This window comes from Devosia nitrariae (assembly GCF_030160115.1).
Lineage (GTDB): Bacteria > Pseudomonadota > Alphaproteobacteria > Rhizobiales > Devosiaceae > Devosia > Devosia nitrariae.
The window spans coordinates 1-24443 of sequence record NZ_BSNS01000001.1 but is presented as its reverse complement, the minus strand read 5'-3'; the positions used below and the strand labels follow the sequence as shown (position 1 = coordinate 24443).

Below are 24443 nucleotides of genomic sequence, written 5' to 3'. Positions count from 1 at the left end.
TATCCGCATCCGGCGGAGGCTTATGCGCGCTTGATCTGATCACACCCGAAAAGACCAAACCGACAAGCAGCCGCCCGATCTTCGAGGCGGCTTTTTCATTGGCCGCCGTGGGCAAGACCCAAAGTGGCGTTTCCAGGAAAAATGACCGGTTCTCCGTTCGGAAACGCGACAGACAAACGGAGCCGACCAATGTTGAAGTCTACCGACGATTTGCGCATCAGCGCGATCCGGGAACTCGTGACCCCGATCGAGGTCATGCGCGAGTTCCCGCGCAACGACGCCGCCACCCGCACGGTCATCAGCGCCCGCCACGCCCTGCATTCCATCCGGCACGGTCAGGACGACCGCCTCGCCGTGGTCGTGGGCCCGTGTTCCATCCACGATCCGGCAGCGGCCATCGATTACGCCCGCCGGCTCGCGCCGTTGCGCGAGAGCCTCGGCGACCGGCTCGAGATCATCATGCGCGTCTATTTCGAAAAGCCCCGCACGACGGTCGGTTGGAAGGGGCTGATCAACGATCCCAATCTCGACGGCTCCTTCGAGATCGACAACGGCCTGCGGCTCGCCCGCAGCCTGTTGCTGGAGATCGCCAATCTCGGTCTGCCTGCGGCCTGCGAATTCCTCGACCTGACGACGCCCCAATACATCGCCGACCTGGTGAGCTGGGCGGCCATCGGCGCTCGCACCACCGAAAGCCAGATCCATCGCGAGCTCGCCTCCGGCCTTTCCTGCCCGGTCGGCTTCAAGAACGGCACTGACGGCAATGTGCGCATCGCGCTGGACGCCGTGCAATCGGCCTCCCATCCGCACCATTTCATGGCAGTGACCAAATCCGGCCATTCCGCCATCGCAGCGACCACCGGCAACGACGACTGCCACATCATCCTGCGTGGCGGCAAAGCTCCGAACTATGACGCAGCCAGCGTCGAGGCGGCTTGCGCAGAGGCGGTGAGGGCCGGCCTCGATCCCGTGGTGATGATCGATGCCAGCCACGCCAACAGCGGCAAACGGCCCGAGAACCAGCCGGGGGTGATCGACGACATCGCCGGCCAGCTCGAAGCCGGCGACAAGCGGATCATGGGCGTGATGATTGAGTCCAACCTCGTCGGAGGGCGCCAGGATCTGGCGCCGGGCAAGCCCCTTGTCTATGGCCAGTCGATCACCGACGGCTGCATCGACTGGGCGACGACGCAGACGGTGCTGGAGCGGCTTGCCGACGCGGTTGCGGGCCGTCGCCGTGCCACGCGTCAGGAGGTTGCGTAGCTGGGCTCGTATGCGCATTTGCGCTCGCACCGGCATCGCGTCACCCCCTCCCGGCCTCCCCCATCAAGGGGGAGGTTGGGAGGGGGGTATTCGAGGGCACGGGTGAAACCGTTGTTACCTGAGCCGCTCGACGCAACGGCCTCGCCCATTCGCCCGATCCGCCGCCATATGTCTCATTTGTGACCAGGAAAATCGTCTGGCGGGCCAGTCCGTTAAGGTCTTGTTAACAATGCGGGCCCGATCATCCACAAGAGAATCCAGTGGCTTGCTGATCCCACGGTCCCGGGAATCAGCGCGGGCGTGTAGGGTCATCAGGTCAGGACGATTCGTAGGCTCTAAGGCGTGCGGCAAGTTCAGTAGTACCCTTGCGTAAGCCGCCGGATCGTCTGTATCCGGCGCTCCCACTCATGAGTTGCCAAGGCGGGACCGTCAATGTCACTTCTCCAGATCGAACCGGACCGGACTGTCCACCCGGTGGACATCATCGAACACATCGCTTCCATCAACGACTGGACTTTCGAGCGGCAGGACGCCGACGAGATCTCCATTTCCGTGCGCGGCGCCTGGAGCGATTATCACGTCTCCTTCAACTGGATGGAGGACCTGGAGTCCCTGCATATCGCCTGTGCCTTCGACCTCAAGGTGCCCGAGGGGCGCCGCAACGAGGTCAAGCAGCTGATCGCGCTGATCAACGAGCAGCTCTGGATCGGCCATTTCGACATCTGGAACAAGGAAGGCGTGGTGCTGTTCCGCAATTCGCACCTGCTGACCGGCGGCGCCGAGGTCAGCCCGCAACAATGTGAGGCCCTGCTGCGTTCTGCCACCGACAGCTGCGATCTTTACTACCAGGCGTTCCAGTTCGTCGTATGGGCGGGCAAGTCCGCCGCGGACGCGCTGAGCCATGTGATGTTCGAGACAGTAGGGGAAGCGTGACCCAATCGATGACCGCCATCGGCCCCGTGATGCTTATCGGGGCCGGCAAGATGGGAATGGCGCTGGCGCAGGGCTGGTTGAAGGCCGGCCTGGCGCCCAGCAATCTCGTGCTCGTCGACCCCAAACCCAGCGAGGCGACGCTTGCGCTGGCCGAGGACTATGGCCTGACGCTCAACGCCGAGGCGGTCGGGATGCACCCCAATGTGCTGGTCATCGCGGTCAAGCCGCAGGTCGTCGATCCCGTGCTCGAGGCACTCCGGCCGGTGGTAGGCCCGCAAACGATCGTCCTCTCCATCGCCGCCGGGATCGGCATCGCCCAGCTTGCCCAGGGGCTCGGCACCGACCGCATCGTGCGCACCATGCCCAACACGCCCGCGCAGGTCGGCAAGGGCATGACCGGCGCGGTCGCCGGACCCGGTGTCGACGATGCAAACCGCCGGACGGCCGACCAGCTGCTGACGGCGGTGGGCAAGGTCGCCTGGTTCGAGAGCGAAGGCGATCTCGATGCGCTGACCGCCGTTTCCGGTTCAGGCCCCGCCTATGTCTTCCATTTCGTCGAGGCCCTGGCGGAGGCCGGGCGGCGGCAGGGACTGACCGACGCGATCGCCATGGAGCTCGCCCGGCAGACGGTCGTCGGCGCTGCCGCGCTGATGGAAGCCGACCGTGCCAGCGCCAGGACCCTGCGCGAGAACGTAACTTCGCCCAACGGCACCACGGCCGCCGCACTCGCAGTGCTGATGGCGGAACCGGGCCTGACGGACCTGCTCGAGCGTGCGGTGGCTGCCGCCCGCCAGCGCAGCGAAGAGCTCGGGCGCGGTTAGCGCAAGATAGACGGCGAGGACTACAACCGCTCGGTGAGCTTGAGGCGATCGAGGAGTGCGCGATCCTCCGGCTCGACCATGCCGACGAAGAACCGCCGAACGATGCGCCCTGCATCGGGCGGCAACGCGGCGATGGCCGCATCGATCCGGCTCGCCTGCGTCTCGGACAGGGTCTCGAAGAACTCCCGACCCTTTTGCGTCGCAAAGAGCAGACGCTGCCGCCGGTCGGCATCGCCCATCTGCTGCTCGATATAGCCGTTGTCGATCAGCTGCCGCAGCACCCGCGCCAGGCTCTGCTTGGTGATCTTCAAGATGTCGAGCAGGTCCGCCACCGGCATGCCCGGCTTCAGATTGACGAAATAGAGCACGCGGTGGTGCGCCCGCCCGAATCCCTGGCGAGCAAGCAGCGCGTCGGCATCGCCCACGAAGTCCCTGTAGGCAAAGAAGAACAGGCCCATGACGTCGAGCGGCATGTCCGGATGGTCGCCGGAACCGGAATTTATGTCAGCCTTATTGACATTTATTTTGGTAACTGCCATTGTCCGCCTATCAACAACGCCCGCGACTGTTATCCCAAAGCCGATCTGGTTTGCCAAGGGCTGGGGGCTCATGCATGATCGGACGTAATCCTTTCCGGCGCTGACCGGACGCATGAAATGGATTTGGGAGAGGATCGATGGCAGGCCTGCCGATGGACCAGCGCGAAGGCTGGATCTGGTTCGATGGTGAACTGGTGCCCTGGAAGGACGCCAAAATTCACGTACTGACCCACGGGCTGCACTACGCAAGCTGCGTGTTCGAGGGCCAGCGCGCCTATGGCGGCGAAGTATTCAAGCTGCGCGAGCATACCGAGCGCCTGATCGCTTCGGGCAGGACCCTGGATTTCACCATCCCCTGGTCTGCCGACGAGATCGACGCTGCCTGCCGGCAGATCCTGGCAAAGAACAACCTCGTCGACGCCTATGTGCGCCCCGTCGCCTGGCGCGGCTCGGAGGAGCTCTCGGTCCCCGCCCGCAACAACACGGTGCACCTGTCCATCGCCGCCTGGGTGTGGCCGAGCTATTTTTCGGTCGAAGAGAAGCTCAAGGGCATCCGCCTCGAATGGTCGAAATGGCGCCGCCCGGCGCCCGAGACCATCCCATGCAAGGCCAAGGCCGCCGGCCTCTACATGATCTGCACCCTCTCCAAGGATGCAGCCATGGCCAACGGCTATGCCGACGCGCTGATGATGGACTATCGCGGGTTCGTGGCCGAGGCGACCGGCGCCAACGTCTTCTTCGTCAAGGGCAAGGAGATCCACACGCCCCTGCCCGACTGCTTCCTCGACGGCATCACCCGCCGCACCGTCATCGCCCTGGCCAAGGCCAACGGCTATACGGTGACCGAGCGCCACATCAGCCCGGAAGAGCTTGGCAAGTTCGACGAATGCTTCCTGACCGGCACGGCGGCCGAAGTCACCCCGGTGTCGGTGGTCGGCGACTACAAGTTCACCCCCGGCGAAGCCTGCCGCGCCATGATCGACGCCTATGCGCGCGAGGTGCAGCCGAAACGGGTGGCGGCGGAGTAGGTAGAGGCGAGTGATTTGAGAAAGGCCGGGCCGGGTGCCCGGCTTTTTTGTTTGGGGTTGGTCCGCTCCGCTAAGGGCCCACAAGGTCAGTTGGGCACCATCTTTTTCCACCCACTGCTGTCATCCTCGCGCCTCGACGCGAGGACCCAGACCGAGTGCCCAAAGTGATCGGAGGATTGGGGGCGGTAGCCGCTGAGCGCCGTTAGAGAACCGCCAGAACGACACTCCCTAAGCTACCGCATCCCACCGTTCGAGCACATTGCACGCCCCGCCTGGGTCCTCGCGTCGAGGCGCGAGGATGACAGCGGAGGAGTGGTGAGATGGTGGCAGAGCAAAGGCATTGGGAAGGGTGGTCCCGCACATCGCGTCGGGTCGGGATGGAGCACGCGGCCCCCTACTCCCACCGCTCCCGCGCCGCATCGTCCTCTTTCTTCGCCTCGACCCACCGCTCGCCGGAAGCCGTCACTTCCTTCTTCCAGAACGGCGCGTCGGTCTTAAGATAATCCATGAGGAACTGCGCCCCCCGGAACGCGTCCTCGCGGTGCGGGGCGGCGGTCATCACCTGCATGATTGGCTCGCCGGGTACGAGACGCCCGTGGCGGTGGATGACGGTGGCATCGATCAGCGAGAAGCGCCTGGCCGCCTCGGCGAGGATCGCCGCAATCTGACTCTCGGCGAGCTCGACATAGCATTCGAGCTCGAGGGCGAGGATCGGGTCTTCCGCTTTCGAGCGCACGATACCGGTGAAGGTCACGGCCGCGCCCGCGCCGGCCGTGCGCGCCATGAACGCATTGGCCTCCTCGCCTGGATCGAAGGCATCGGCGGTGACGATAACCTCCATCCTCACCCCCCGGTCATCGGCGGGAAGAGCGCTACCGTTGCTGCACCTGCGATGGAGGTCTGGTGGTTCGCCAGCCTGCCGTCGACGGCGGCACGGATGAGGTGGCGCTTCTCGAAGGCAAGGGTCGCCGCCTCGTCGCTTTCGGCAAGCCAGTCGATGAGATCGCCGACGGTCGTGACCTCCGCGGGTGGCGCCACATCCTCCTCGTTCCTGTTGAGGCGCTCGCGCAGCCAGGCGAAGTAGAGGATCTTCATTTCTCCTCACCCGACAGATGCGGCCAGGCCGCCATGAAATACTGACCGCCCGTCCACAGGGTAATAGCGCCGGCGAGCCAGAGGACGATGTCGCCGGCAAGCCGCAGGTTCGGCAGGATGCCCTCGAGGAAGATGACGATGACGGCAACGAGCTGGATGGTCGTCTTCCATTTGGCCAACAGGCTGACCGGCAGCACGACCTGGGTATTGCCCAGGAACTCGCGCAGGCCCGGGATGAAGAACTCCCGGAAGAGGATGGCCATCACCGGCACCAGGTCGAGCGCCGAGAGGCTCCCGTCCCAGGCGAGCGCCGCGAGCACCATGCCGACGAGCAGCTTGTCGGCGATCGGGTCGAGCATGCGGCCGAGCGGCGAGACCTGGTTGAAGCGCCGGGCGATGAAGCCGTCGACCCAGTCGCTACCCGCCGCCACGGCGAAGATGACGACAGCGACGACCCGCAGGCCAATGTCGCCCGTCGTCAGCAGCCAGACGATAACCGGTATCGTCGCGATGCGGGCGACGGTGATGATGTTGGGCAGATTGAGGTTGCTGACGCGTGCCATGCGCGGAGACAACAGGATTGGCCCGTGGCGGTCAAGCGGCAGCCGAACAGCGGGACCGCCACGCCGCTGCCCCGCGTCTTACCAACGGCGCTCCACGACTCGCAAGCACCCTTGCGCAGGCAGGTCCAGAATTCAGCCGCCAACCAGTCCTACTGCGCGCAGAGCACCGATTCGTCGAACGCGCACTCTTCGCCGAGCGCCGTGAACGCCACCCAGTCGACCTGCATGGCGATGGGTTCGACCGGACGCTCGAACTCGCCCATCCAGTCGGTCAGGGTGTCGGTGCCCCAGAGGCTGAAGAAGACGCGCATGGGGTTGGTCGGAATGGTGTGCGGCTCGGTCATGGTGCGCACCAGTTCCTTGTTGATGTAGAAGTCGATCTTGTCCGGCGTCCAGGTGACGGCGAAATCGATGAAATCGGAATCGGACGAATAAGGCAGCTCATGATGCTCCCCGCTGCCGACCTCGCCGTCACCGCTGACGCCATTGACGAAGGTGGTCGTCTGCACCTCGCTCGTATTGCGCAACAGGATCTCGAAGTCGATCTCGTCATGCGGGACGCCTTGGGTCGGACCGATATAGGTAAAGAACGCGGCATTGAGGCCGGAGCCGGAGGGTGTCTTCAGGCGCGCCTCGAACGTGCCGTGGCCGAACGCCTGCCGCGTCTGCAATTCGCCGCAGCTGTTGTCGCGTTCGCCGGCGGGCACCGGCGCGTAGCCTACATTGAGAACCCCGCCTTCGGCCCTCACCACATCGTCCGACCAGGTGCAGTTCTGGAATTCGCCGTTTGCCCAGCCGTCGGAGACGTACCAGCGCTTGAGATCGAGACTATCGAAGCCGTCGAAGAAGCTGGTGCCCTGGGCGAATGCAGGCCCAGCCGCAACCACCAGCAACAGGGACGCCGCTCCGCCCAGTACCTTTGCTAAACGCCAGTTCGCAATCTTCGCGGTCATAGCATTATTCCTCACTGAACGGTACGCAGATGAATGGCCCCTGCATCAACGCAGCTAAGGTCACACGAGACTGTGGCGGAGAATGGCCCTCACGGAGGGTATGTCGTGTGCCCCGCGCATGGCTGCTACCCGCGGGCGGCGGTTGCATGTCCACACTTAAGGCCGATTCCGCACGGATCGTGCCGAAAGGTACTCGAGGCGGCTGACAGGCTTGCATCTATTCGCGAATGAGGCTGCTGCGCGCACGACTTGCCGGGCCGGCGCACCGCGACCATCGTAGGTTTGGCATGACATGACCAGCATCACCGTGCGGCTCATCAAGGGAAGCATGTGGCTGAGCCTCTCCCGGGCGGTCGTGAACGGGCTGTCGACGCTCAGCATCGTCGTCCTGGCCTGGTATCTGGCGCCCTCGGATTTCGGCCTCGTCGCGCTGGCGACGACCATCCTGGTGATCGTTACCTCCGTCACCGACCTTTCGCTCAGCCAGGCACTCATCCGTCACAGGGCACCGACAGAGTCGCATTTTTCTGCCGCCTGGACGCTCAACGCCACGCGCGGACTGCTGCTTTGCCTCTTCTTTGCCGCCTTCGCCTATCCCGCCTCGGTTTTATACGAAGAACCGAGACTGTTCGATGTCATGCTTGCGCTGGGGTTGAGCCTCCTGATGGGCGGCTTGACCAATCCCCGCCTGGTCCTGCTTCAGCGCCAGCTGATCTTCTGGCAGGAGTTCGTCCTCAGTGTCTCTCAAAAGCTCACCGGGTTCGTTGCAGCGGTGGCGATTGCGGTGATCTTTCAGAGCTATTGGGCGCTGGTGATCGGCACGTTGGTGAGCCAGGCGACGATGATCATCGTTTCCTATCTCGTGCTCCCGTTCCGGCCGAGGATCACGTTCGCGCACATGAAGGAGCTCTTTTCCTTTTCCGCCTGGCTCACGGCCGGCCAGATCGTCAACACGCTCAACTGGCGGTTCGACTATCTTTTGATCGGCAAGGTGCTCGGCGGAACGCCGCTCGGCTACTATACGGTGGGCAGCAACCTGGCGCGAATTCCAACACGCGAAGCGACCGTGCCGCTGACCCAGGCGATCTATCCGAGCTTCGCCAGTCTTCAGGACGATCCGGCACGCCTCGCGGCCGCCTATCAGCGCGTGCAGGCGCTGGTCACCGCCATCGCACTTCCCGCCGGCATCGGGCTCGCGGTGGTCGCCGATCCGCTGGTCAGGCTCGCATTGGGAGAGAAGTGGCTGCCCATCGTCTTCATCATTGAGGCGCTGGCCTCGGTCTACGCGCTGCAGACGCTGGGCTCGCTGGTGCAGCCGCTCGGCATGGCAAAGAACCAGAACAAGCTGCTCTTCATCCGCGACACGCAGATGCTGTTCGTTCGCGTGCCGATCATCTTTGCCGGGTTGATGCTCTTCGGACTTCCGGGGGTGATCTTCGGCCGCGTGCTGACCGGGCTGATGGGTGCCCTGGTCAACATGGTCCTTGTGCGGCGGCTCATCGACGTCCCGGTGCTGAAACAGCTCGGGGCGAATGCGCGCGCGCTGATGAGCGTTGCGGTGATGGCAGCAGGCGTGATGCTTGCCTCCAGATATATGCCCGAAGCCGCTGATCGGGGCGGGCTCTTCGTCGAACTGATCCTGCAGGTTGCCTTGGGCGCCCCTTTGTATTGCGGATCGACCTTCCTGCTCTGGATGGCGATGAAACGACCTGCCGGCCCCGAGACGGAGGTTCAGAAGATCCTTACCGGGGTGTTGTCGAAAATTCGCCGCGCATGAGGGCTACCTGCAATCTCGCCCAAAAGCCGGCCGTGTCAGTCAGTTGGAGTGTGAGGAAATGCCGACGGTTTCAAATCTGGTCCTGATCGACAAGTTGAAGGACATGATTGACGCGTGCCTTAGCGACTATATCCGCGCCGACGAGCCGGTGGCGATCCTCGACTTTCCCGACATCCGCAACTGCGGCGACTCTGCCATTTGGCTCGGTGAAATCGCTTATCTCAAGAACCGGCACGGCAAGGAGCCGGCCTATGTTTCGCGCACCCATGACTTCTCACCCGAAGAGCTCGAGCTTGTCATGCCGACCGGCCCGATCTTCATCCACGGCGGCGGCAATTTCGGCGATGTTTGGGGTGTGCACCAGGATTTCCGTGAGCGTGTGCTTGAGCTCTTTCCCCACCGCCAGATCATCCAGTTTCCCCAATCGATCCACTATAAATCGCCGCAACGCATGGAAGAGAGCGCCCGGCGGATCGGGCGGCACAAGAACTTCGTCCTCCTGGTCCGCGATGAAGAATCCAGGCACTTTGCGCAAAAGCACTTCGATTGTGAGGTGCGGCTCTGCCCGGATATGGCCTTCGCTATCGGCGCGCTGCAGCCCGCTGCGCCCGAATTGCCCGTGCTGGCAATGCTGCGGGCAGATCTCGAACAGGCGGTTGAGTTTGACCGTGCGGCCTATCCCGACCTTCCGATAGAGGACTGGATCACCGAATCCGCCAGGAGCGTGCGCATCTCCAAGGCGCTCGGCGCCGCATCGGCGCTGATGACGTTGAAACCCGCCGAGATGCGGTTGCGCAAACTCGACGCGGCGGCCCACAACCGCTTCCGGCGCGGCATCCGGCAGATTTCCCGAGGGCGCGCCATCGTCACGGATCGCCTGCACGTCCATATCTGTTCGCTGCTGCTCGGGCGGCCTCATGCCGTCCTCGACAACAGCTACGGCAAGCTGCGGCGGTTCATGGCCGCATTTTCGGGCGGAACCGAACTCTCATACAAGGCGGCATCGCTCGATGATGGGATCGCCTGGGCCCGGGCGCAGACGAACCAAAGTAATCGGGATAGACACGAAGCCCTGGAAGTCTAGGCTGCGCCGGATCGTCTGCATTTTCGTTCGGGCGAAACATCAATTTGCAATGTAAATCGAACAAGGATCTAGGCGCAGATTTATTGAGCCGAAAACTCGGCCAAGAGAGGAATGGAATGACGGGCAGCTTGCTCACATTCGTGATCCCGGTGAGGCATCAGGACAACGCGGCCGATTGGGGGCTGCTCACGCAGCGGCTGCAGCAAACCATCCGCTCTGTTTCCGCCCAGGATACGCCTGGTTGGCGCGGCGTCGTCGTCGCCAACGAGGGGGCGGACTTGCCGGCGATGCCGCCAAACTGGGACGTCGTCCGGGTGGGTTTCCCTCCCAATGTGCTGCATGAACGGGGCAGCGCCGACAAGGAAACCTTCTACGACGCGTTTCGCCTCGATAAGGGGCGGCGGGTGTTGTCGGGGATGATGGCCGCCCGCGACAGTGCGTATTTCATGATCGTCGACGACGATGACTTTGTCAGCCGCCGCCTGACCGGCTATGTCGGCGCCAATAAAGGGCAGATCGGCTGGCAGATAGCTGTCGGGTACCTCTGGGAGGACGGATCAAGGATCGTCTTCCTTCACGATGAGTTCGCGAGGATCTGCGGGACATCGCACATCATACGAAACGATATCTATGAACTTCCCGAGAGCTTCGCGGACGCCAGCGAAGACTATATGAAGTCCATGTTTGGAAGCCACGTCGAACTGCCCGCCAAGCTCCAGCAGGCCGGCATGCCGCTTCCTAAATTGCCATTCCCCGGGGCCGTCTATCGAATTGGCCACGCCGGAGCGCACAGCAAATCTACGGGGCTGATGGCCCAGATATTCTCCAAGGACAGGAATCTGCTGCAGTCAACCGTCCGGCTGTCGCGAATCCGACTGCGGACGCGGTCATTGCGCGACGAGTTCTTTGGGGGGTCGGTGGCCGCTCAGCCAAATGGACAATTGGAGCAACAATCACGCTAGAGCGGATGGGTTTGTGTTCACGCCACCGGTTCTCGCCATCGCTGGGCCTCATTGAGGCCTTCCGTCGGGTCTAAAAATCGGATCGATGCCGTCAGTGCGAGGAATGAAGCATGCCCCACCTTAAGCTAGGTACCGGTCCCAGCCGGTTTTGGCGCCTCTTCGTAATAGCCGCCGGCCTTTCTGTTCAGCCCGCGTTGGCGCAGCAGGCGAGCTTCGTCGACAATTTCGATACGCTCGATACGTCCCTCTGGAAGGCTTCGGACGGGTGGGCAAATGGTGCGTACCAGAATTGCGAGTGGAAGAGCAGCGAAGTCGAGGTGATAGACGGCATGCTCAATGTGGGTTTCTCTCCCGAAGCGACCGAGACGCGCGACTATCGTTGCGGTGAAGTGCGGACCCAGGAGACGCTCGGATATGGGACGTTGGAAGCCCGGATCAAGACACCTGCAGGGTCGGGTCTCAACGCTGCGTTCTTTACCTATATCGGACCCGAGAACCAGAAACCGCATGACGAGATCGACTTCGAAATCCTGCTCAAGGACACCGGCGTGATGCAGACCACGACCTTCGTTTCCGGCAAGAGCGGAGACGGAACGCCGGGCAACGGCAATGGGGAACACCACGTTCTGCCCGTTAAATCGGATGCCGGCTTCATCGACTATGCGGTGACATGGACGCCGGAAAAAATAACGTTCTATCTCAACAAGCAGCCCATCCGGACGATCACCGAGGCAGGGGAAATCCCGACGACGCCTCAGCGGCTGTTTTTCAGCCTTTGGGGCACCGAAGAGCTTTCGGACTGGATGGGCCCGTTCAAGGCGCCGACAGAGCCCATCGCCATGCAGGTCGACTGGGTCGCCTACACAGCAGAGGGCGAAGAGTGCCAGTTTCCGGAGTCGGTATTGTGCGCTGAGCAGGCCTCTCTGAACTGACAAAGGCATAGAGCGTCACCAGCAGGTCCCCAAGGCCTGGTGCCATCATCATCACCGACCGGGCAAGCCCTCCCATGTGCTGATGGCTTATGAGGCCACGCATCGGGATTGCCCGCGCCGGATCGCCTTGTCTTGAACGATCTCCTGGACACAAACGCCGCCTCCGAGCCTCGCAAAACCGGCGATGGCGGGGCGGACGCCAATGTTGTCGCGTGGATCGGCGCGGAGCATTCGGCGCACTTTTTCATCTCGGCGATCATCATGCGCGAGCCGGAGCGCGGCGCGCCGTTGCCTTGGTCGATGGCAAGTTCCGCCACATGCACATGATGCCAGCGTTTGCCGGCCGGCTCGCCCACCTGAGGCTGCCAGAATTGAAGGCCCAATGGAATAAGAGCGCCGCTGCGCCGTCAACGCTGCATGGTAGCGAACACGGCGAGTGACCTCCGCGATTCAGTCAGAACGCCCGGCGCTGGTGTCCTTAAAGCCGTAGCTTCCAACCAAAACGCAGTCATTCCGCGACCCTTGACCCGGGCGAACACCGGCTTTTTGGCGATGCCAACGCAATTCCAACGCAATTCTGGTTTGGCTTGGGGGAGTTCATGACAGTTTTGTGACATTGCGGTCCTTGAGAACGAAAGAAATTATGAGCCGAGAGAACATGACGTTTTTCGCCGCGACATCTGCCGGTGTGATCCTGCTGTTCACCATCGGCCTGTCCAGGCACGATTGGTTGGTCGAAGACGGACCGGTAGAGAGCTTGGGCGCCGCGGGCTTTGCGGCAGCCTCACTGCTCGCGCTGAGTACGGCCTTTCGAAAGAGCGTCCTTCTGACCGGCACTGAAAGGCGCCTGCTCGTCGGAACGGGCGGGCTGTCACTCATAGTCTTCCTCAGTGAGATCAGTTTTGGTGCCCGCATCTTCGGCATCCAGATGCCGCCGATGAGAGGTGGCGGCGAGTTCGACGGCGGGCATGACATCGTCATTGTCCTCGTTCGCCATGTGAAAGACGCAGGAAGCACGGGTGTGCTCCTGGCGGTCGCAGGCGCGGGGCTGCTGCTGTCCACCGCAGTCGCACTATTGTACCTGTTTCGAAAACGGGCTCTGGCGATCGTCAGCCATGTTCTTTCGCGGGCGTTCGAGTTTCGCCTGGTCGTGGCAGTTGGCATACTCGCAAGCGCCGTGATCCTCGATCTCACAACGTCGCATAAGGCAGCGGTCTTGGAAGAAGTGCTCGAATTCTCCGCCAGCATCGTGTTGATCCTGGCGGTGTCCGCGCTTCTTCGGCCAAATGCTGGAGCAAGGATCGCAAACCCGACGCGCTCTTCCGGCAGCTACTGACCAGGCACGACGCCGGTTTGCGTGGATCCCCACCGGCAGGAAACCGGCTTCCGCGGGCAGCCACACCTTACCAACCCTACGAACCTTTCATGCGCCCGCAATGATCGGAAGAACCGGCCGGGGATAGCGTCATGGTGCTGGAACCAACCAGCTCCCATGCAAAGGACGAGACCCCCCATGAAGACGATCTCCAAGACCGCCCTTGTGGCACTGATGACCGCTAGTGTCGGCGTTGCCGCTCTTGCGCCCGCTGCCTACGCGCAGACCGTACCGGCACAGCAGGTGGAAGTACCCCAGGCGCATGGCGAGATGGCCAAGCGCTTTCCCCACGGCGACCACGACGGCAAGTTCGAACGCCGCATGATGATGATGCGTCACATGGGCGGCCTGGGCGGTCACGGTCCGCATGGCGCCGGCCTTCTCAACTTCGGCAGCGCCGAGGCGCTGGAGATTGCCTTCGTACGGCTCTCCTACGCCATCGACATGTCCGATGAGCAGCGCCAGCTGTTCGACACCTTGAAGACCGACGCGCTGGCGGCTCAGGCCGATTTCGCCGCCGCCACCGAGGGCCTGCGTCCCGACCGTGAGGCCGAGCCGGCGGAACTGCCGGACATGCTGACGATGTTTGACAACCGCATCACCCTCGAAACTGCCCGGCTTGAGGCGATGCAGACCGTACAGCCCGCGTTCGAGGCCTTCTTCAACAGCCTGACCGACGAGCAGAAGGCTGAACTGGCGCCGCGCCGCATGCATATGCAGCGTCCGGGTATTCCCGGCGGACCGAACGCGCCCGAACTTCCCGCCCCGGACGCGCAATCGACGCAAGGCTGATCGCAACTCGTTCCGCCGCGCCGCCACCGCCCTAAACGACCCTCACCCGGCGGCGCGGCGAACGGCGCGGACCGAGAACGTTCTCCTGTATCGGGCCGCGCCCGCCCCGGTGTTCCGCAAGGACGCCGGGGCGTTCTCTTGCCGCTTGCGGCACGCGGGCGTCTCGCATACCAATCGGCGCTCTTTTCGATTGGATCCCGATGACCGCCCTGCCCCTCGATCCGGCTCGCATCCGTGCCGCCTTCCCCGCCTTCGCCGAACCTTCGCTCGAAGGCCAGGCCTTCTTCGAGAACGCCGGCGGCTCCTATACGGCCCTGCAGGTGCTGACCCGCCTCGAAGGCTTCTATCGGCGCACCAAGGTGCAGCCCTATGGCGTCTACCCCGCTTCGATCGCGGCGGGCGAGGCAATGGACCTCGCCTTCGAGCGCATCGCTGCTGCCATCAACGTGACGGCCGACTGGATCCATTTCGGCCCGTCGACCTCGGCCAACACCTATGTGCTGGGCCAGGCGTTCGGCGAATGGCTGAAGGCCGGAGACGCGATCGTCGTCACCAACCAGGACCACGAGGCCAATACCGGCGCCTGGCGGCGGCTTGCCGCCAAAGGCATCGAGGTGCGCGAGTGGCGCGTGGACGCGCAAACCGGCCGGCTCGACATCGCCGGGCTTGAGGCGCTGCTCGACCAGAAGGTGAGGCTCGTCGCCGCCCCGCACTGTTCCAACATCGCCGGCGAGATCAATCCCGTCGCCGGGATCGCCGCGCGCGCCCGCGCCGTCGGCGCGGTGACCGTCATCGACGGCGTAAGCTATGCGCCGCACGGCCCGCCTGACCTCGCCAGTCTCGGCGCCGACATCTATTTCTTTTCCGCCTACAAGGTCTACGGGCCGCAACAGGGCATCATGGCCATCCGCCCGTCGCTGGCCGCGCAACTGCCGAACCAGGGGCACTTTTTCAACGACGACAAGCTGCGCTGCCGGCTGACGCCGGCCGGCCCCGACCACGCCCAGATCGCCGCCTGCGCCGGCATCGCCGACTATCTCGAGTTCGTCGCCGAGGTCGCCGGCGAGGCGGTCGACGGGGCAACGCCGTTCCGCCGCGCCCATGCCGCCATGCGCGCCCAGGAGATGGCGCTCGCCGAGCCGCTCTTCGCGTTCCTGCGGGCAAGGACCGATCTGCGCATCATCGGGCCCACCGACGCCGCGATCCGCGCACCCACAGTCTCGCTAGCTCTCGACAAGCCGGGCGCGCAGGTTGCCAAACGCCTGGTAAGGCACGGCATCATGGCGAGCGGCGGGCACTTCTATGCCTACCGCCTGCTCGAGGCGATGGGCATCGATCCGGCTCACGGCGTACTGCGCGTCTCGTTCACCCACTACACCACCCCCGCCGAGATCGAGCGGCTGATCGTGGCCCTGGAGGCCGAGCTTGCATGACCAGCATGCGTCTGAGCCGGCCCGTCGCAACCCTGCTGCTGCTCGTCACCACGGCCATCTGGGGCTTTGCCTTCATCGCCCAGAAGACGGCGATGGACGTGATGGGCCCGCTCACCTTTTCGGCCCTGCGCTTCCTGCTCGGCGGCCTGGTGGTCCTGCCGTTCGCCGTCTGGGAATATCGCCAGCGCAAGGCGCGCGTCACCGGCCGCCGATGGGTGCTGATCGCGATCCTCAGCGCTGCCTTCTTTGCCGGCTCGGTGCTTCAGCAGGTGGGGCTGACCGTCACCACCGTCACCAATGCCGGGTTCCTGACGGCACTCTATGTGTTGTTCACGCCGCTCCTCGCCGCTCTCGTGCTGCGGACCTGGCCGCATCCGATCATCTGGATCGGCGTGCCCATGGCGCTCGCCGGTGTGTATCTTCTCAACGGCGGCCGGCTAGACGCGCTCAATGCCGGTGACATGCTGATGATCGCCTGCGCCATGTTCTGGGCCGTGCAGGTCTTCACCCTCGGCATCGTCGCGCGCCAGACGGGCCTGCCGGTCTTCATCTCAGCCATCAGCTTTACCGGCTGCGGCATTCTCTGCGCGCTGCTCGTGCCCTTCTTCGAGGTGCCGGACCTTTCCGGCATCGCGCTCGGATGGGTCGAGATCGTCTACGCCGGCGTGCTCTCGACCGCCCTCGCCTTCAGCCTCCAAGCCATCGGCCAGCAGCACGTGCCGCCCGCCAACGCCGCGATCATCCTCTCCAGCGAAAGCCTGTTTGCCGCATTGGGTGCGGCCCTGCTGCTCGGCGAGCGGCTCGCCGCCATCGGCTATCTCGGCGCCGCGCTGATTTTCCTCGCCATCGTGCTCGTCGAGACCATGCCGGTGCTCTTTGCGCGGCGCATGCCGGGTTTAGCGGCGGAGACCGCATCGAGGCCATAGGGCGCGCCGCTCGCTCCGGGCATTGAGCCCGTCGCCATTCCGGCAATTTGAGGAAATCGTCCCGCGCTGGGTGTGAGCTTCGCCCCGAGGCGAGTATGGTCGCGCCAGCTGAACCTAAGAAGTAGAGTCATGTCCGAACTCGACACCCGCATCGCCGCCCAGCTCGCCACCGAGGTCGCCGCCCGCCCCGAGCAGGTGCGCGCCGCCGTAGAACTTCTCGATGGCGGCGCGACGGTGCCATTCATCGCACGCTACCGCAAGGAAGCGACCGGCGGGTTGGATGATACGCAGTTGCGCCTGCTGGCCGAGCGGCTGACCTATCTGCGCGAACTGGAATCCCGCCGCGCAGCGATCCTCAAATCCATCGACGAGCAGGGCAAGCTCACCCCGGACCTCACCGCCGCCATCATCGGCGCCGCCACCAAGGCAGAGCTCGAAGACCTCTATCTGCCATTCAAGCCCAAGCGCCGCACCAAGGCCGAAATTGCCCGCGAGCGTGGTCTGGGCCCGCTGGCCGAAGGCATCCTTGCCAATCGCAGCGCCGATCCCGTGCTGCTTGCCGAAGGCTACATCACCCAGGAGGTTCCCGGAACCAAGGAAGCGCTTGAAGGCGCGCGCGACATCGTCATCGAGGGCCTTGCGGAAAACGCCACCCTGCTTGGCCAGTTGCGAGCTTATATGCGCGACAAGGCCATGCTCTGCGCGAGGGTGCTCAAGGGCAAGGAAGAAGCTGGCGCCAAATTCTCCGACTACTTCGACCATTCCGAACGCTGGAACAAGGTCGCCGGCCACCGCGCACTCGCCATGATGCGCGGCCGCGACGAGGACATCCTCAGCCTCGATATCGAGGTGGATACCGACGTCACCGATCCGATCAAACCCGCCGAGCGTCTCGTTATTGGCGCACTCGATGCGAAGGGCAATGGCGTGGGCGACAAGTGGCTGCGCGAAGTGGCTGCCTGGGCCTGGCGCACGCGCCTGCGAATCTCGCTCTCGGTCGACCTCATGGTCGAACTGCGCGAGCGCGCCGAAGTCGAGGCCATCGGCGTTTTCGCCCGCAACCTGAAAGACCTGCTGCTGGCGGCCCCCGCCGGTGCCCGCCCCACCATGGGCCTCGATCCCGGCATCCGCACCGGCGTCAAGGTCGCGGTGATCGATGCCACTGGCAAGGTGCTTGATACTGAGACGATTTACCCCTTCCCGCCCCGCAACGACGTGATGGGATCCCAGGCAGCCATTCAGGCGCTCATCAAAAGGCATGGCGTGCAGCTCATCGCCATCGGCAATGGCACCGGCAGCCGCGAAACCGAAAAGCTGGTCGCCGACCTCATCGAGCGCCTGCCCGCGCCCAAGCCGACCAAGGTCATCGTTTCCGAGGCCGGCGCATCGGTCTATTCAGCGTCCGAGCTGGCGGCGGCCGAGTTCCCCGATCTCGACGTGTCGCTGCGTGGCGCGGTCTCCATCGCCCGGCGTCTGCAGGACCCCCTGGCGGAACTCGTCAAGATCGAGCCCAAGGCCATCGGCGTTGGCCAATACCAGCACGATGTCGACCAATACCGCCTTGGCCGCTCGCTCGACGCCGTGATCGAAGACGCGGTGAACGCCGTGGGCGTCGACCTCAACACCGCCTCCGCGCCGCTGCTCGCGCGCATCTCGGGCCTCGGACCCTCGGTTGCCGAAGCGATCGTTGCGCACCGCGACGCCAATGGCCCGTTCCGCTCCCGCAAGGCGCTGCTCGACGTGGCGCGCCTCGGCCAGCGCACCTTCGAGCAGAGTGCCGGGTTCCTGCGCATCACCGACGGCACCGAGCCGCTCGATGCGTCCTCGGTGCACCCTGAAGCCTATGGCCTCGCCCGCAGGATCGTTGCCGCCTGTGGGCGGGATCTGCGTGCCATCATGGGCGACAAATCGGCCCTCTCAGGCCTCGATCCCAGAACCTTCGTCGACGACCGCTTCGGACTGCCGACAGTGCGCGACATCCTCACCGAACTGGAAAAGCCCGGCCGCGACCCCCGCCCCGCCTTCAAGACCGCGACATTTGCCGAGGGCGTCGACGATATCAAGGATCTCAAGCCCGGCATGATGCTGGAAGGCACCGTCACCAACGTCGCCGCCTTTGGAGCGTTCGTCGATATCGGCGTGCATCAGGACGGGCTGGTGCACATCTCCCAGTTGGCCGACAAGTTCGTCAAGGATCCCCACGAGGTCGTCAAGGCGGGCGACGTGGTCAAGGTGCGCGTCGTCGAAGTCGACGTGCCGCGCAAGCGCATCGGCCTCACCATGCGCAAGGAAATCGAAAACACCGCACCGCGTGAACGCCCCCGCGACCAGCCCCTCCGCGCCAACCAGCGCGCACCCAAAGAAGTCCCCCGCAGCACCGGCTCCCTTGGCGACATACTCAACCAAGCCATGCGCAACAAGAAGTAGCGGGCAATACCGCAGGTCCCTGCCCCCTCCAGCCTACTTGTTCGACTCTTCGGCCAAGGCAGGGGCGGGCAACGTCTTCGTTGCAGAGACCGTCTCACCCTCAGGCAGCCCCGCCTCGATCCAATACTCGAGCAAAGCAATCTCGTCTGCTTCCAACGGGTAACCCAGGAACGGCATCCGCGGTTGGCTCTCGCCGAGCACGCGGCGCATCAACTCGCTGGAAGCTGCGTCGCCGGGGATAAGTACGGGACCGTTCTTGCTGCCTGTTGTGGCGCCTTCGTAGCTGTCCAGGTGCAGCTCGACCGCTGCATGCTCACCGGAGTGGCACATGACGCAGCGCTCGACAAAGAGCGCGGCAATAGCGGGCCAGCCGGGAGGCGCCTCCTGGGCGAGCGGTGCGCTTCCTGCAATGGCGATGAAAAAGGTAAGGACGGCCGGGCAAGGGCCAATGTGACGCCAGCCGCGCCTCGACATCCTTGGGACAGCGGTGGCGGACGGGAGTGCGCAGGTCATGGGCGTCCACCTTCTCGGTTGCGTCCACAGGCCCATGTCCGTCTCTCCTGGAGCAAGCGGTCAGCATTTTGCGGTTCGAACACGCGATAATTCAAAGACTTGAGAAGCGCGCGTTCCGATCCCATCGCAACGCGAAATGCTCTTGACGGCCGCAGCACACTATCACGAAAACCCGGCCTAAACATGGGTCCTCATGTTACCTCCGCATAATCACGACAGAAAGGTTGACGCATTATTTGAATGACGAAGTTGTTTTCCTTCGTCGATTTCGTGTGGATCGCCACTCTACTTGTATTATGATTTAAAGTGCGGGCCAATGCGGTCCGTACAGGGAGGACCACCAAATGAAGACGGCAATAGTTTGCGCCTTGTCGCTCGCTCTAGCGTTGCCTACGGCAGTGCACGCCGAAGACGTCGACCTCGATCAGCTGCGCATCGCCTTTGAGAAGTACCAGGACGTGGATGTCGCATTGGCAGAAGGTTATATCACGCCCGACAACCACTGCGTCTCAGCCGAAGGCGAGGGGCTTCCGGCCGAGCTTGGGGCCATGGGTATCCACTACATCCATCCCGGGCTTCTACAGATCACCGCGACCGATCCGCGGGTGGACGGCACCGGCACGCATACCGACTGGAACAGCCCCGCCATCCTGATCTACGAACCGCAGGCGGACGGCTCGCTCGTGCTTGTGGGCATGGAGAACCTCGTCTTCGAGGCCGCCTGGAAAGCGGCCGGCTATGCTGATGCGCCCGTGCTCAACGGGCGCACATGGGACCATATGGCCGACGATCCCGCCACCCCAGGTGACGAGGCGCACGGATTTTCACCGCACTGGGATCAACATGTCTGGCTCTGGCGCGACAACCCCTCCGGCATGCTCATGCCCTTCAACGCGGCCGTCAGCTGCGTGCACGCCGCGCACTGAGTGATGGCCCTCGCAAAAGCGAGCCGCAGCTGAAAAGCGTCCCGGCGGGGCGCTCGCTGGATGCGCTCCGCCGGAGGTTCCGCGCGCCTTTATGCTGGGGACCTGACCGCATCCGATCATCTGGATCGGCGTGCCCATGACCCGGTGTACCTGCCGGTGCTCTTTGCGCGGCGCATGCCGGCTCTAGCGGCGGAGGCGGGATCCAGGCCGTAGTCCTCATAGGCGCGCCGCTGGCCGCTTTCAGACAGGAAGTTTTCAGGCACGGGCGGGTAGCCACGGGCCGTCAAAGCGCAATCACTGCACACGATTGACTTGGCTGATCGGGCACCAACCAGCAAGGGTGCTACATCGCTCGAGACTCTCGCAGCGGTTTAGCCGGTCGGAAACTTGCTCGGCGGCCAGGTCAAATCTCTGGCCCGCTGAAACGCCGGCCGCTTCATGATCCGGCGCGAATAGTCCCAGATTGCTTCTTTCTCCGGGATCAGCTTGTTGTACACTACCGCAACGACGATCCCCCCAATCATCACGTCTGCGGCGGTGAACCAATCGCCCAGCAGCCATGGTCCGGGCGACGTCAAAGTATCTGCGAGCCGCTTCTCCACATGATCGATCCCGTCCCACGTCTGTTCTTTGAGCGGCTCCTTAAGCCCCGTGAGATGCACTGCAATCGCCGGATCGAGCACTCCGGTCGCGTAAGTCAGCCACTTGAGATACGGCCCGCGCTCCGGCGCCTCGATCTTCGGCGCCAGCGTCCCGTAGCCGAACCGGTCCGCGAGCAGTCCGATGATCGCTGGCCGCTCGGTGACCACGACGCCATCGATATTGATCGCGGGCACCCGCGCGTCCGGATTGATCGCGAGATACTCCGGCCGCTTCTGCTTGCCTTCGAGTAGATCCGTGTCGACTACGCGGTAGGGGACCCCGAGCTCCTCGAGGATCCAGTATGCCGCGATCGAGCGCGACGCTATCGAGGCGTAGAGGATGATTTCTGCCAAAGCCCGAGGCCTCCTGACCCGAACATATCAGGAACGAAACAAAGGGCAACCGGCCGACGTCCGGGGATGCAGCACCCTCTGCGGATTGGTGCCGTTTTTCGAGGTGCCGAATCTTTCTGTGCTCACGCTCGGATGGATCGAGATCGCCTACGCGGCGTCCTCTCGACCGCCGTCGCCTTCAGCCTCCAGGCCATCGGCCAGCAGCATGCGCCGCCTGCCAACGCCGCCATCATCCTGTGCAGCGAGAGCCTCTAAACCGGACAGCAGTGCGTCGAGGCGAGAGGATGACATCGCGGTGGTGGAGCTTTATAGCCAAAGCCGCCGCAGCGCCGGCGGACACTTGCTTCGACTACCAGGGGTAGGTTTCGTTGATCGACCCCGTGAATGTACCGGTCGGGCCGTCGCCGCCGAGGAGAGCGACGCGGACGGCTTCGGCGGCACCCTGCTTGACGGTTTCGGTGCCCTCGTAATTGTTGAGGGCGGTGCGGGTGAAACCGGGGGTCACGGCGTTGACCTTGATACCTTCGGCCTCAAGATCGATGGCAAAGGCCAGCGTAATGGCGTTGAGCGCGGTTTTGGACGCGCCGTAGCCGGGGTTGAAGGTCGCTCGGTAGGGATTTGGCGTAGAGTTGATGGTGAGCGAGCCGAGGCCGCTCGAGACGTTGACAATGCGTGCGCCTTGCGACTTGCGCAGCAGGGGCACAAAGGCCTGGGTCACGACGAGGACGCCGAAAACATTGGTTTCCCAGATGGTGCGCACCTCGTCCATCGAGATAAGTGTGGCCCGCGAGCGCTGGATATAGTCCTGCATGGTCTCGCTTTCCTGGCCATTAGCCCGGGAAATGGCGGCATTGTTGACGAGAATGTCGAGGTGGCCAAATTGCCGTTCGACTTGCGCGACAGCAGCGCGGATCGACGCCTCGTCGGTGACGTCGAGTTGGATGGGATGAACATCGCCGTCAATGGTTTGAGCTGCCGATTTGCCGCGGTCGAGATTGCGCGAGGCGAGCAGCACGGTAAGCCCGTGGCGGCGAGGTCGGTCGCGATCTGAAGCCCGATGCCTGATTGGCGCCGGTAACGAGTGCGATGCGTGAGTTTTCAGTCATGGCATGATCCTGTTCTTGATTGGCCGAACAGGAGATGGTCATGATGGTTGGACGTTCTATATTTAAATGTCCAAGATTTTTTCGAGTGAGTCCAGAATGGCTGATCCCCTTGCGCAGATTGTTGGCTTGCTGCAGCCGGGCGCACCGTTTTCCAAATGCGTCACTGGATCGGGGGCATGGCGTGTGCGGCGGACGCAATCGCCTAATCCCTATTATGTCGCGGTGCTCAAGGGGAGCCTGCGTTACAGGGATCACCAAAGCGGCGAGGTCATCGTCAATGCTGGCGATTTCATCCTGATCCCCTTCGCGCAGGACTTTATGATGTGGAGTGACGTGCCTAGCGGTGACAATGACATGGTGATCGATCCGGTCATCCTGCCCGGGGGTGGCTATCGCGTCGGCAACATTGATGGGCCGATCGATATGCGGGCGCTTGTGGGCTACTGCGCTTTCCAGTCCGACGATGCGACCTTGCTGTCGTCGCTGCTGCCCGGACTGGTGGTGGTGCGGGGCGAGCATCGTCTGGCCATGCTGATGGAATTGTTGGGCGACGAGGCAGTGGGCAGCAAGCCGGGGCGGGAAGTGGTGTTGCAGCATCTGCTGGAAGTGCTGCTGATCGAGGCGCTGCGGTCGACAGCCGAGCTGGGCGACTCACCGGGTTTGCTGCGCGGCCTGTCGGACGATCGGCTGGCCGTGGCGATCAGAGGCATGCATACCAGGCCCGAGCGCAGCTGGACGGTGGCCGAATTGGCGCGGGAGGCAGCTTTGTCCCGGTCGGGTTTCCATGCGCGGTTCCGGAACGCAGTGGGTATGGCGCCGATGGAATATCTAACGGCGTGGCGGCTGGCCCTGGCCAAGGACCTGTTGCGCAAGCGAGAGGGGAGCGTGAGCGAAATTGCCCGGCAGGTAGGATACCGCTCGGCCAGCGCCTTCAGCGTGGCGTTCACGCGCGACGTCGGCATGTCGCCGGCGCGCTATGCGCGCGACACGCCAACGGCTTTGCCCGGCATGGCGGCAGAGGAATTTGAAGGCGCCATCGCCTGATCAAGAAGCAGCCTTCTGTGCGCGTCGGCTCTGATCGTCCACTGCCACGAGCACGCCGACCGATCGCCACCCCACGCTAGACATCGGCAGAGCAGCTATCGAATGGCAGCTTTCGGGACGATGGCTGAAGCGTTCGAAATGACCGAAATGGGGCGCGTTGCCGTCCGGCAGCTGCCGACCCCTTGACGGCCATTCCTCGCAGGAAGCGAGGACGCTTAAAGCGGACGTTGCGGAGTGCTGTTATCTTGATCCACGAATTTCTGAGAATGACGATATGTTGTCGATAATTTCTGAGGTCGAGGATGAAAAGCGTACCGGTCATGCGCATCGCAATCAGCGGCATTTGCGGTTTACTTTCTGGCGTGGGAGCAGCTGTAGCGATGCCGATGGACATGACCGTGGACCGCCTTCTCGATATATGTGAGGCGCGCACTGTAGAGGCGGCCTCAGCGAAGGGGGACGAGCTTGGCTGGCAGCGCCTTGCCGACACTGAAACAGAGGAATGGCGTACGAATTTTGTCGCCTATAATGGCGGCACGGTTGAACTTGTCGGCTGGCGGCGAGAGCAGGCTGGTGGAGACGAGTCCCTGTCGTTTTGGATAGCGGCCGGTCCAAACGAACACAAAGCATGCGCGTATTCAACAACGGAACCTGCCGGGGTTCTGAGTGCCCTGTCGGAGCGTCTCGGTGAGCCGGACAGTCTCGAGGAGAATGATGCCATAGAAATGATATCGGCTTGGTGGACACGAGGGAAACTCCAATATTCCCTCACTCAAGTAGGCTCGTCCGCCACCATCAATATCGGACCCAGCCTATGAGATGAGCTGATAACCTGGTCCAAAAGTGTCTTTGTCAGCTTCTGTCACTCTTTACGCCGAATCTAACCGTTATCCACCGGTGAGTTCAACCGGTCATCGCAACACCTCTAATCTGAGAGGATGGGGAGGTGTCGCATG

25 protein-coding genes are annotated in these 24443 nt (G+C 63.3%); 17 read left to right on the top strand and 8 right to left on the bottom strand.

Translation table 11 applies throughout. From position 1 onward, the window contains the following. The first annotated feature begins 189 nt into the window (after positions 1 to 189). The 3 genes from QQK18_RS00130 (at position 190) to proC (ending at position 3017) form a co-directional block, all read left to right on the top strand. The gene (locus QQK18_RS00130) at positions 190 to 1263 is read left to right on the top strand and encodes a 3-deoxy-7-phosphoheptulonate synthase (protein WP_284338239.1); all 1074 of its coding nucleotides are present in this window, start codon (positions 190 to 192) and stop codon (positions 1261 to 1263) included. A 432-nt stretch (positions 1264 to 1695) separates the two neighbouring features. After that, positions 1696 to 2196: a type III secretion system chaperone family protein gene (locus tag QQK18_RS00125; RefSeq protein WP_284338238.1), complete on the top strand. Its 501-nt coding sequence runs from the start codon at positions 1696 to 1698 to the stop codon at positions 2194 to 2196. An 8-nt stretch (positions 2197 to 2204) separates the two neighbouring features. After that, a complete protein-coding gene (gene proC / locus QQK18_RS00120) occupies positions 2205 to 3017 on the top strand; it encodes a pyrroline-5-carboxylate reductase (protein WP_284338338.1) in 813 nt (270 codons plus the stop codon). Positions 3018 to 3037: 20 nt separating this feature from the next. On the opposite strand, the gene QQK18_RS00115 is transcribed toward proC, so the two are convergent. Then, a complete protein-coding gene (locus QQK18_RS00115) occupies positions 3038 to 3556 on the bottom strand; it encodes a MarR family winged helix-turn-helix transcriptional regulator (protein ID WP_284338237.1) in 519 nt (172 codons plus the stop codon). Between the two features lie 137 nt (positions 3557 to 3693). Between QQK18_RS00115 and QQK18_RS00110 the strand changes: the two genes are divergently transcribed. Continuing rightward, positions 3694 to 4584, top strand: coding sequence for a branched-chain amino acid aminotransferase (locus QQK18_RS00110; protein ID WP_284338236.1), 891 nt, complete (start codon positions 3694 to 3696; stop codon positions 4582 to 4584). Positions 4585 to 4978: 394 nt separating this feature from the next. On the opposite strand, the gene QQK18_RS00105 is transcribed toward QQK18_RS00110, so the two are convergent. The 4 genes from QQK18_RS00105 to QQK18_RS00090 form a co-directional block, all read right to left on the bottom strand. After that, positions 4979 to 5425: a molybdenum cofactor biosynthesis protein MoaE gene (locus tag QQK18_RS00105; protein WP_284338235.1), complete on the bottom strand. Its 447-nt coding sequence runs from the start codon at positions 5423 to 5425 to the stop codon at positions 4979 to 4981. 2 nt (positions 5426 to 5427) lie between these two features. Continuing rightward, complete coding sequence (moaD, locus tag QQK18_RS00100; RefSeq protein ID WP_284338234.1) at positions 5428 to 5679, bottom strand: molybdopterin converting factor subunit 1; 252 nt, start codon at positions 5677 to 5679, stop codon at positions 5428 to 5430. Next, a complete protein-coding gene (gene pgsA, locus QQK18_RS00095) occupies positions 5676 to 6242 on the bottom strand; it encodes a CDP-diacylglycerol--glycerol-3-phosphate 3-phosphatidyltransferase (RefSeq protein WP_284338233.1) in 567 nt (188 codons plus the stop codon). Before pgsA ends, moaD begins: the two co-directional genes overlap by 4 nt. Positions 6243 to 6391: 149 nt before the next feature. Then, complete coding sequence (locus QQK18_RS00090; RefSeq protein ID WP_284338232.1) at positions 6392 to 7195, bottom strand: family 16 glycosylhydrolase; 804 nt, start codon at positions 7193 to 7195, stop codon at positions 6392 to 6394. A 292-nt stretch (positions 7196 to 7487) separates the two neighbouring features. Between QQK18_RS00090 and QQK18_RS00085 the strand changes: the two genes are divergently transcribed. The 9 genes from QQK18_RS00085 (at position 7488) to QQK18_RS00040 (ending at position 18903) form a co-directional block, all read left to right on the top strand. Then, a complete protein-coding gene (locus tag QQK18_RS00085) occupies positions 7488 to 8972 on the top strand; it encodes a lipopolysaccharide biosynthesis protein (RefSeq protein ID WP_284338231.1) in 1485 nt (494 codons plus the stop codon). A 58-nt stretch (positions 8973 to 9030) separates the two neighbouring features. After that, positions 9031 to 10056, top strand: coding sequence for a polysaccharide pyruvyl transferase family protein (locus QQK18_RS00080; protein WP_284338230.1), 1026 nt, complete (start codon positions 9031 to 9033; stop codon positions 10054 to 10056). Between the two features lie 116 nt (positions 10057 to 10172). Then, positions 10173 to 11018: a galactosyl transferase gene (locus QQK18_RS00075; RefSeq protein ID WP_284338229.1), complete on the top strand. Its 846-nt coding sequence runs from the start codon at positions 10173 to 10175 to the stop codon at positions 11016 to 11018. A 110-nt stretch (positions 11019 to 11128) separates the two neighbouring features. Next, complete coding sequence (locus tag QQK18_RS00070) at positions 11129 to 11950, top strand: family 16 glycosylhydrolase (RefSeq protein ID WP_284338228.1); 822 nt, start codon at positions 11129 to 11131, stop codon at positions 11948 to 11950. Between the two features lie 658 nt (positions 11951 to 12608). Then, positions 12609 to 13286 (top strand): hypothetical protein, encoded by a 678-nt coding sequence (locus tag QQK18_RS00060; RefSeq protein ID WP_284338227.1) that lies wholly within the window; start codon positions 12609 to 12611, stop codon positions 13284 to 13286. Between the two features lie 177 nt (positions 13287 to 13463). Then, complete coding sequence (locus QQK18_RS00055; protein WP_284338226.1) at positions 13464 to 14117, top strand: Spy/CpxP family protein refolding chaperone; 654 nt, start codon at positions 13464 to 13466, stop codon at positions 14115 to 14117. Positions 14118 to 14317: 200 nt separating this feature from the next. Then, entirely contained in the window at positions 14318 to 15550 is a 1233-nt protein-coding gene (locus QQK18_RS00050) for an aminotransferase class V-fold PLP-dependent enzyme (RefSeq protein ID WP_284338225.1), read from the top strand. Then, positions 15547 to 16476 carry a DMT family transporter gene (locus QQK18_RS00045; RefSeq protein ID WP_284338224.1) on the top strand — a complete coding sequence of 310 codons (930 nt, stop codon included), beginning with the start codon at positions 15547 to 15549 and terminating at the stop codon, positions 16474 to 16476. Before QQK18_RS00050 ends, QQK18_RS00045 begins: the two co-directional genes overlap by 4 nt. Positions 16477 to 16605: 129 nt before the next feature. Then, positions 16606 to 18903 carry a Tex family protein gene (locus tag QQK18_RS00040; RefSeq protein ID WP_284338223.1) on the top strand — a complete coding sequence of 766 codons (2298 nt, stop codon included), beginning with the start codon at positions 16606 to 16608 and terminating at the stop codon, positions 18901 to 18903. A gap of 33 nt (positions 18904 to 18936) precedes the next feature. Here the strand turns inward: QQK18_RS00040 and QQK18_RS00035 are convergent, their stop codons facing one another. Further along, positions 18937 to 19416, bottom strand: a complete 480-nt coding sequence (locus QQK18_RS00035; RefSeq protein WP_284338222.1) for a c-type cytochrome domain-containing protein — start codon at positions 19414 to 19416, stop codon at positions 18937 to 18939. A 344-nt stretch (positions 19417 to 19760) separates the two neighbouring features. Here QQK18_RS00035 and QQK18_RS00030 point away from each other — a divergent pair, with 344 nt between their 5' ends. Continuing rightward, complete coding sequence (locus QQK18_RS00030; protein ID WP_284338221.1) at positions 19761 to 20342, top strand: hypothetical protein; 582 nt, start codon at positions 19761 to 19763, stop codon at positions 20340 to 20342. A gap of 371 nt (positions 20343 to 20713) precedes the next feature. On the opposite strand, the gene QQK18_RS00025 is transcribed toward QQK18_RS00030, so the two are convergent. Continuing rightward, the gene (locus tag QQK18_RS00025; RefSeq protein ID WP_284338220.1) at positions 20714 to 21337 is read right to left on the bottom strand and encodes a glutathione S-transferase family protein; all 624 of its coding nucleotides are present in this window, start codon (positions 21335 to 21337) and stop codon (positions 20714 to 20716) included. Positions 21338 to 21469: 132 nt separating this feature from the next. Between QQK18_RS00025 and QQK18_RS00020 the strand changes: the two genes are divergently transcribed. Further along, the gene (locus QQK18_RS00020; protein ID WP_284338219.1) at positions 21470 to 21592 is read left to right on the top strand and encodes a hypothetical protein; all 123 of its coding nucleotides are present in this window, start codon (positions 21470 to 21472) and stop codon (positions 21590 to 21592) included. Positions 21593 to 21686: 94 nt separating this feature from the next. Here QQK18_RS00020 and QQK18_RS00015 read toward each other — a convergent pair whose 3' ends face one another. Then, entirely contained in the window at positions 21687 to 22352 is a 666-nt protein-coding gene (locus QQK18_RS00015; protein WP_284338218.1) for an SDR family NAD(P)-dependent oxidoreductase, read from the bottom strand. 187 nt (positions 22353 to 22539) lie between these two features. Here QQK18_RS00015 and QQK18_RS00010 point away from each other — a divergent pair, with 187 nt between their 5' ends. Together QQK18_RS00010 and QQK18_RS00005 are read left to right on the top strand one after the other, a co-directional pair. Continuing rightward, on the top strand, positions 22540 to 23487 hold the full coding sequence (locus QQK18_RS00010) for a helix-turn-helix transcriptional regulator (protein WP_284338217.1): 948 nt from the start codon (positions 22540 to 22542) through the stop codon (positions 23485 to 23487). Between the two features lie 302 nt (positions 23488 to 23789). Beyond that, on the top strand, positions 23790 to 24305 hold the full coding sequence (locus QQK18_RS00005; protein WP_284338216.1) for a hypothetical protein: 516 nt from the start codon (positions 23790 to 23792) through the stop codon (positions 24303 to 24305). The last annotated feature ends 138 nt before the right edge of the window (positions 24306 to 24443 follow it).

Bases quoted from the DNA above. Each gene is read 5' to 3' on its own strand.
- QQK18_RS00075 (WP_284338229.1), top strand. From the start codon at position 10,173: ATGACGGGCAGCTTGCTCACATTCGTGATCCCGGTGAGGCATCAGGAC.
- QQK18_RS00035 (WP_284338222.1), bottom strand. From the start codon at position 19,416: ATGACCTGCGCACTCCCGTCCGCCACCGCTGTCCCAAGGATGTCGAGG.
- moaD (WP_284338234.1), bottom strand. From the start codon at position 5,679: ATGAAGATCCTCTACTTCGCCTGGCTGCGCGAGCGCCTCAACAGGAAC.
- QQK18_RS00070 (WP_284338228.1), top strand. From the start codon at position 11,129: ATGCCCCACCTTAAGCTAGGTACCGGTCCCAGCCGGTTTTGGCGCCTC.
- pgsA (WP_284338233.1), bottom strand. From the start codon at position 6,242: ATGGCACGCGTCAGCAACCTCAATCTGCCCAACATCATCACCGTCGCC.
- QQK18_RS00050 (WP_284338225.1), top strand. From the start codon at position 14,318: ATGACCGCCCTGCCCCTCGATCCGGCTCGCATCCGTGCCGCCTTCCCC.
- QQK18_RS00110 (WP_284338236.1), top strand. From the start codon at position 3,694: ATGGCAGGCCTGCCGATGGACCAGCGCGAAGGCTGGATCTGGTTCGAT.
- proC (WP_284338338.1), top strand. From the start codon at position 2,205: ATGACCGCCATCGGCCCCGTGATGCTTATCGGGGCCGGCAAGATGGGA.
- QQK18_RS00105 (WP_284338235.1), bottom strand. From the start codon at position 5,425: ATGGAGGTTATCGTCACCGCCGATGCCTTCGATCCAGGCGAGGAGGCC.
- QQK18_RS00090 (WP_284338232.1), bottom strand. From the start codon at position 7,195: ATGACCGCGAAGATTGCGAACTGGCGTTTAGCAAAGGTACTGGGCGGA.
- QQK18_RS00020 (WP_284338219.1), top strand. From the start codon at position 21,470: ATGGATCGAGATCGCCTACGCGGCGTCCTCTCGACCGCCGTCGCCTTC.
- QQK18_RS00030 (WP_284338221.1), top strand. From the start codon at position 19,761: ATGAAGACGGCAATAGTTTGCGCCTTGTCGCTCGCTCTAGCGTTGCCT.
- QQK18_RS00045 (WP_284338224.1), top strand. From the start codon at position 15,547: ATGACCAGCATGCGTCTGAGCCGGCCCGTCGCAACCCTGCTGCTGCTC.
- QQK18_RS00010 (WP_284338217.1), top strand. From the start codon at position 22,540: ATGGCTGATCCCCTTGCGCAGATTGTTGGCTTGCTGCAGCCGGGCGCA.
- QQK18_RS00005 (WP_284338216.1), top strand. From the start codon at position 23,790: ATGAAAAGCGTACCGGTCATGCGCATCGCAATCAGCGGCATTTGCGGT.
- QQK18_RS00115 (WP_284338237.1), bottom strand. From the start codon at position 3,556: ATGGCAGTTACCAAAATAAATGTCAATAAGGCTGACATAAATTCCGGT.
- QQK18_RS00085 (WP_284338231.1), top strand. From the start codon at position 7,488: ATGACCAGCATCACCGTGCGGCTCATCAAGGGAAGCATGTGGCTGAGC.
- QQK18_RS00060 (WP_284338227.1), top strand. From the start codon at position 12,609: ATGACGTTTTTCGCCGCGACATCTGCCGGTGTGATCCTGCTGTTCACC.
- QQK18_RS00130 (WP_284338239.1), top strand. From the start codon at position 190: ATGTTGAAGTCTACCGACGATTTGCGCATCAGCGCGATCCGGGAACTC.
- QQK18_RS00125 (WP_284338238.1), top strand. From the start codon at position 1,696: ATGTCACTTCTCCAGATCGAACCGGACCGGACTGTCCACCCGGTGGAC.
- QQK18_RS00055 (WP_284338226.1), top strand. From the start codon at position 13,464: ATGAAGACGATCTCCAAGACCGCCCTTGTGGCACTGATGACCGCTAGT.
- QQK18_RS00080 (WP_284338230.1), top strand. From the start codon at position 9,031: ATGCCGACGGTTTCAAATCTGGTCCTGATCGACAAGTTGAAGGACATG.
- QQK18_RS00040 (WP_284338223.1), top strand. From the start codon at position 16,606: ATGTCCGAACTCGACACCCGCATCGCCGCCCAGCTCGCCACCGAGGTC.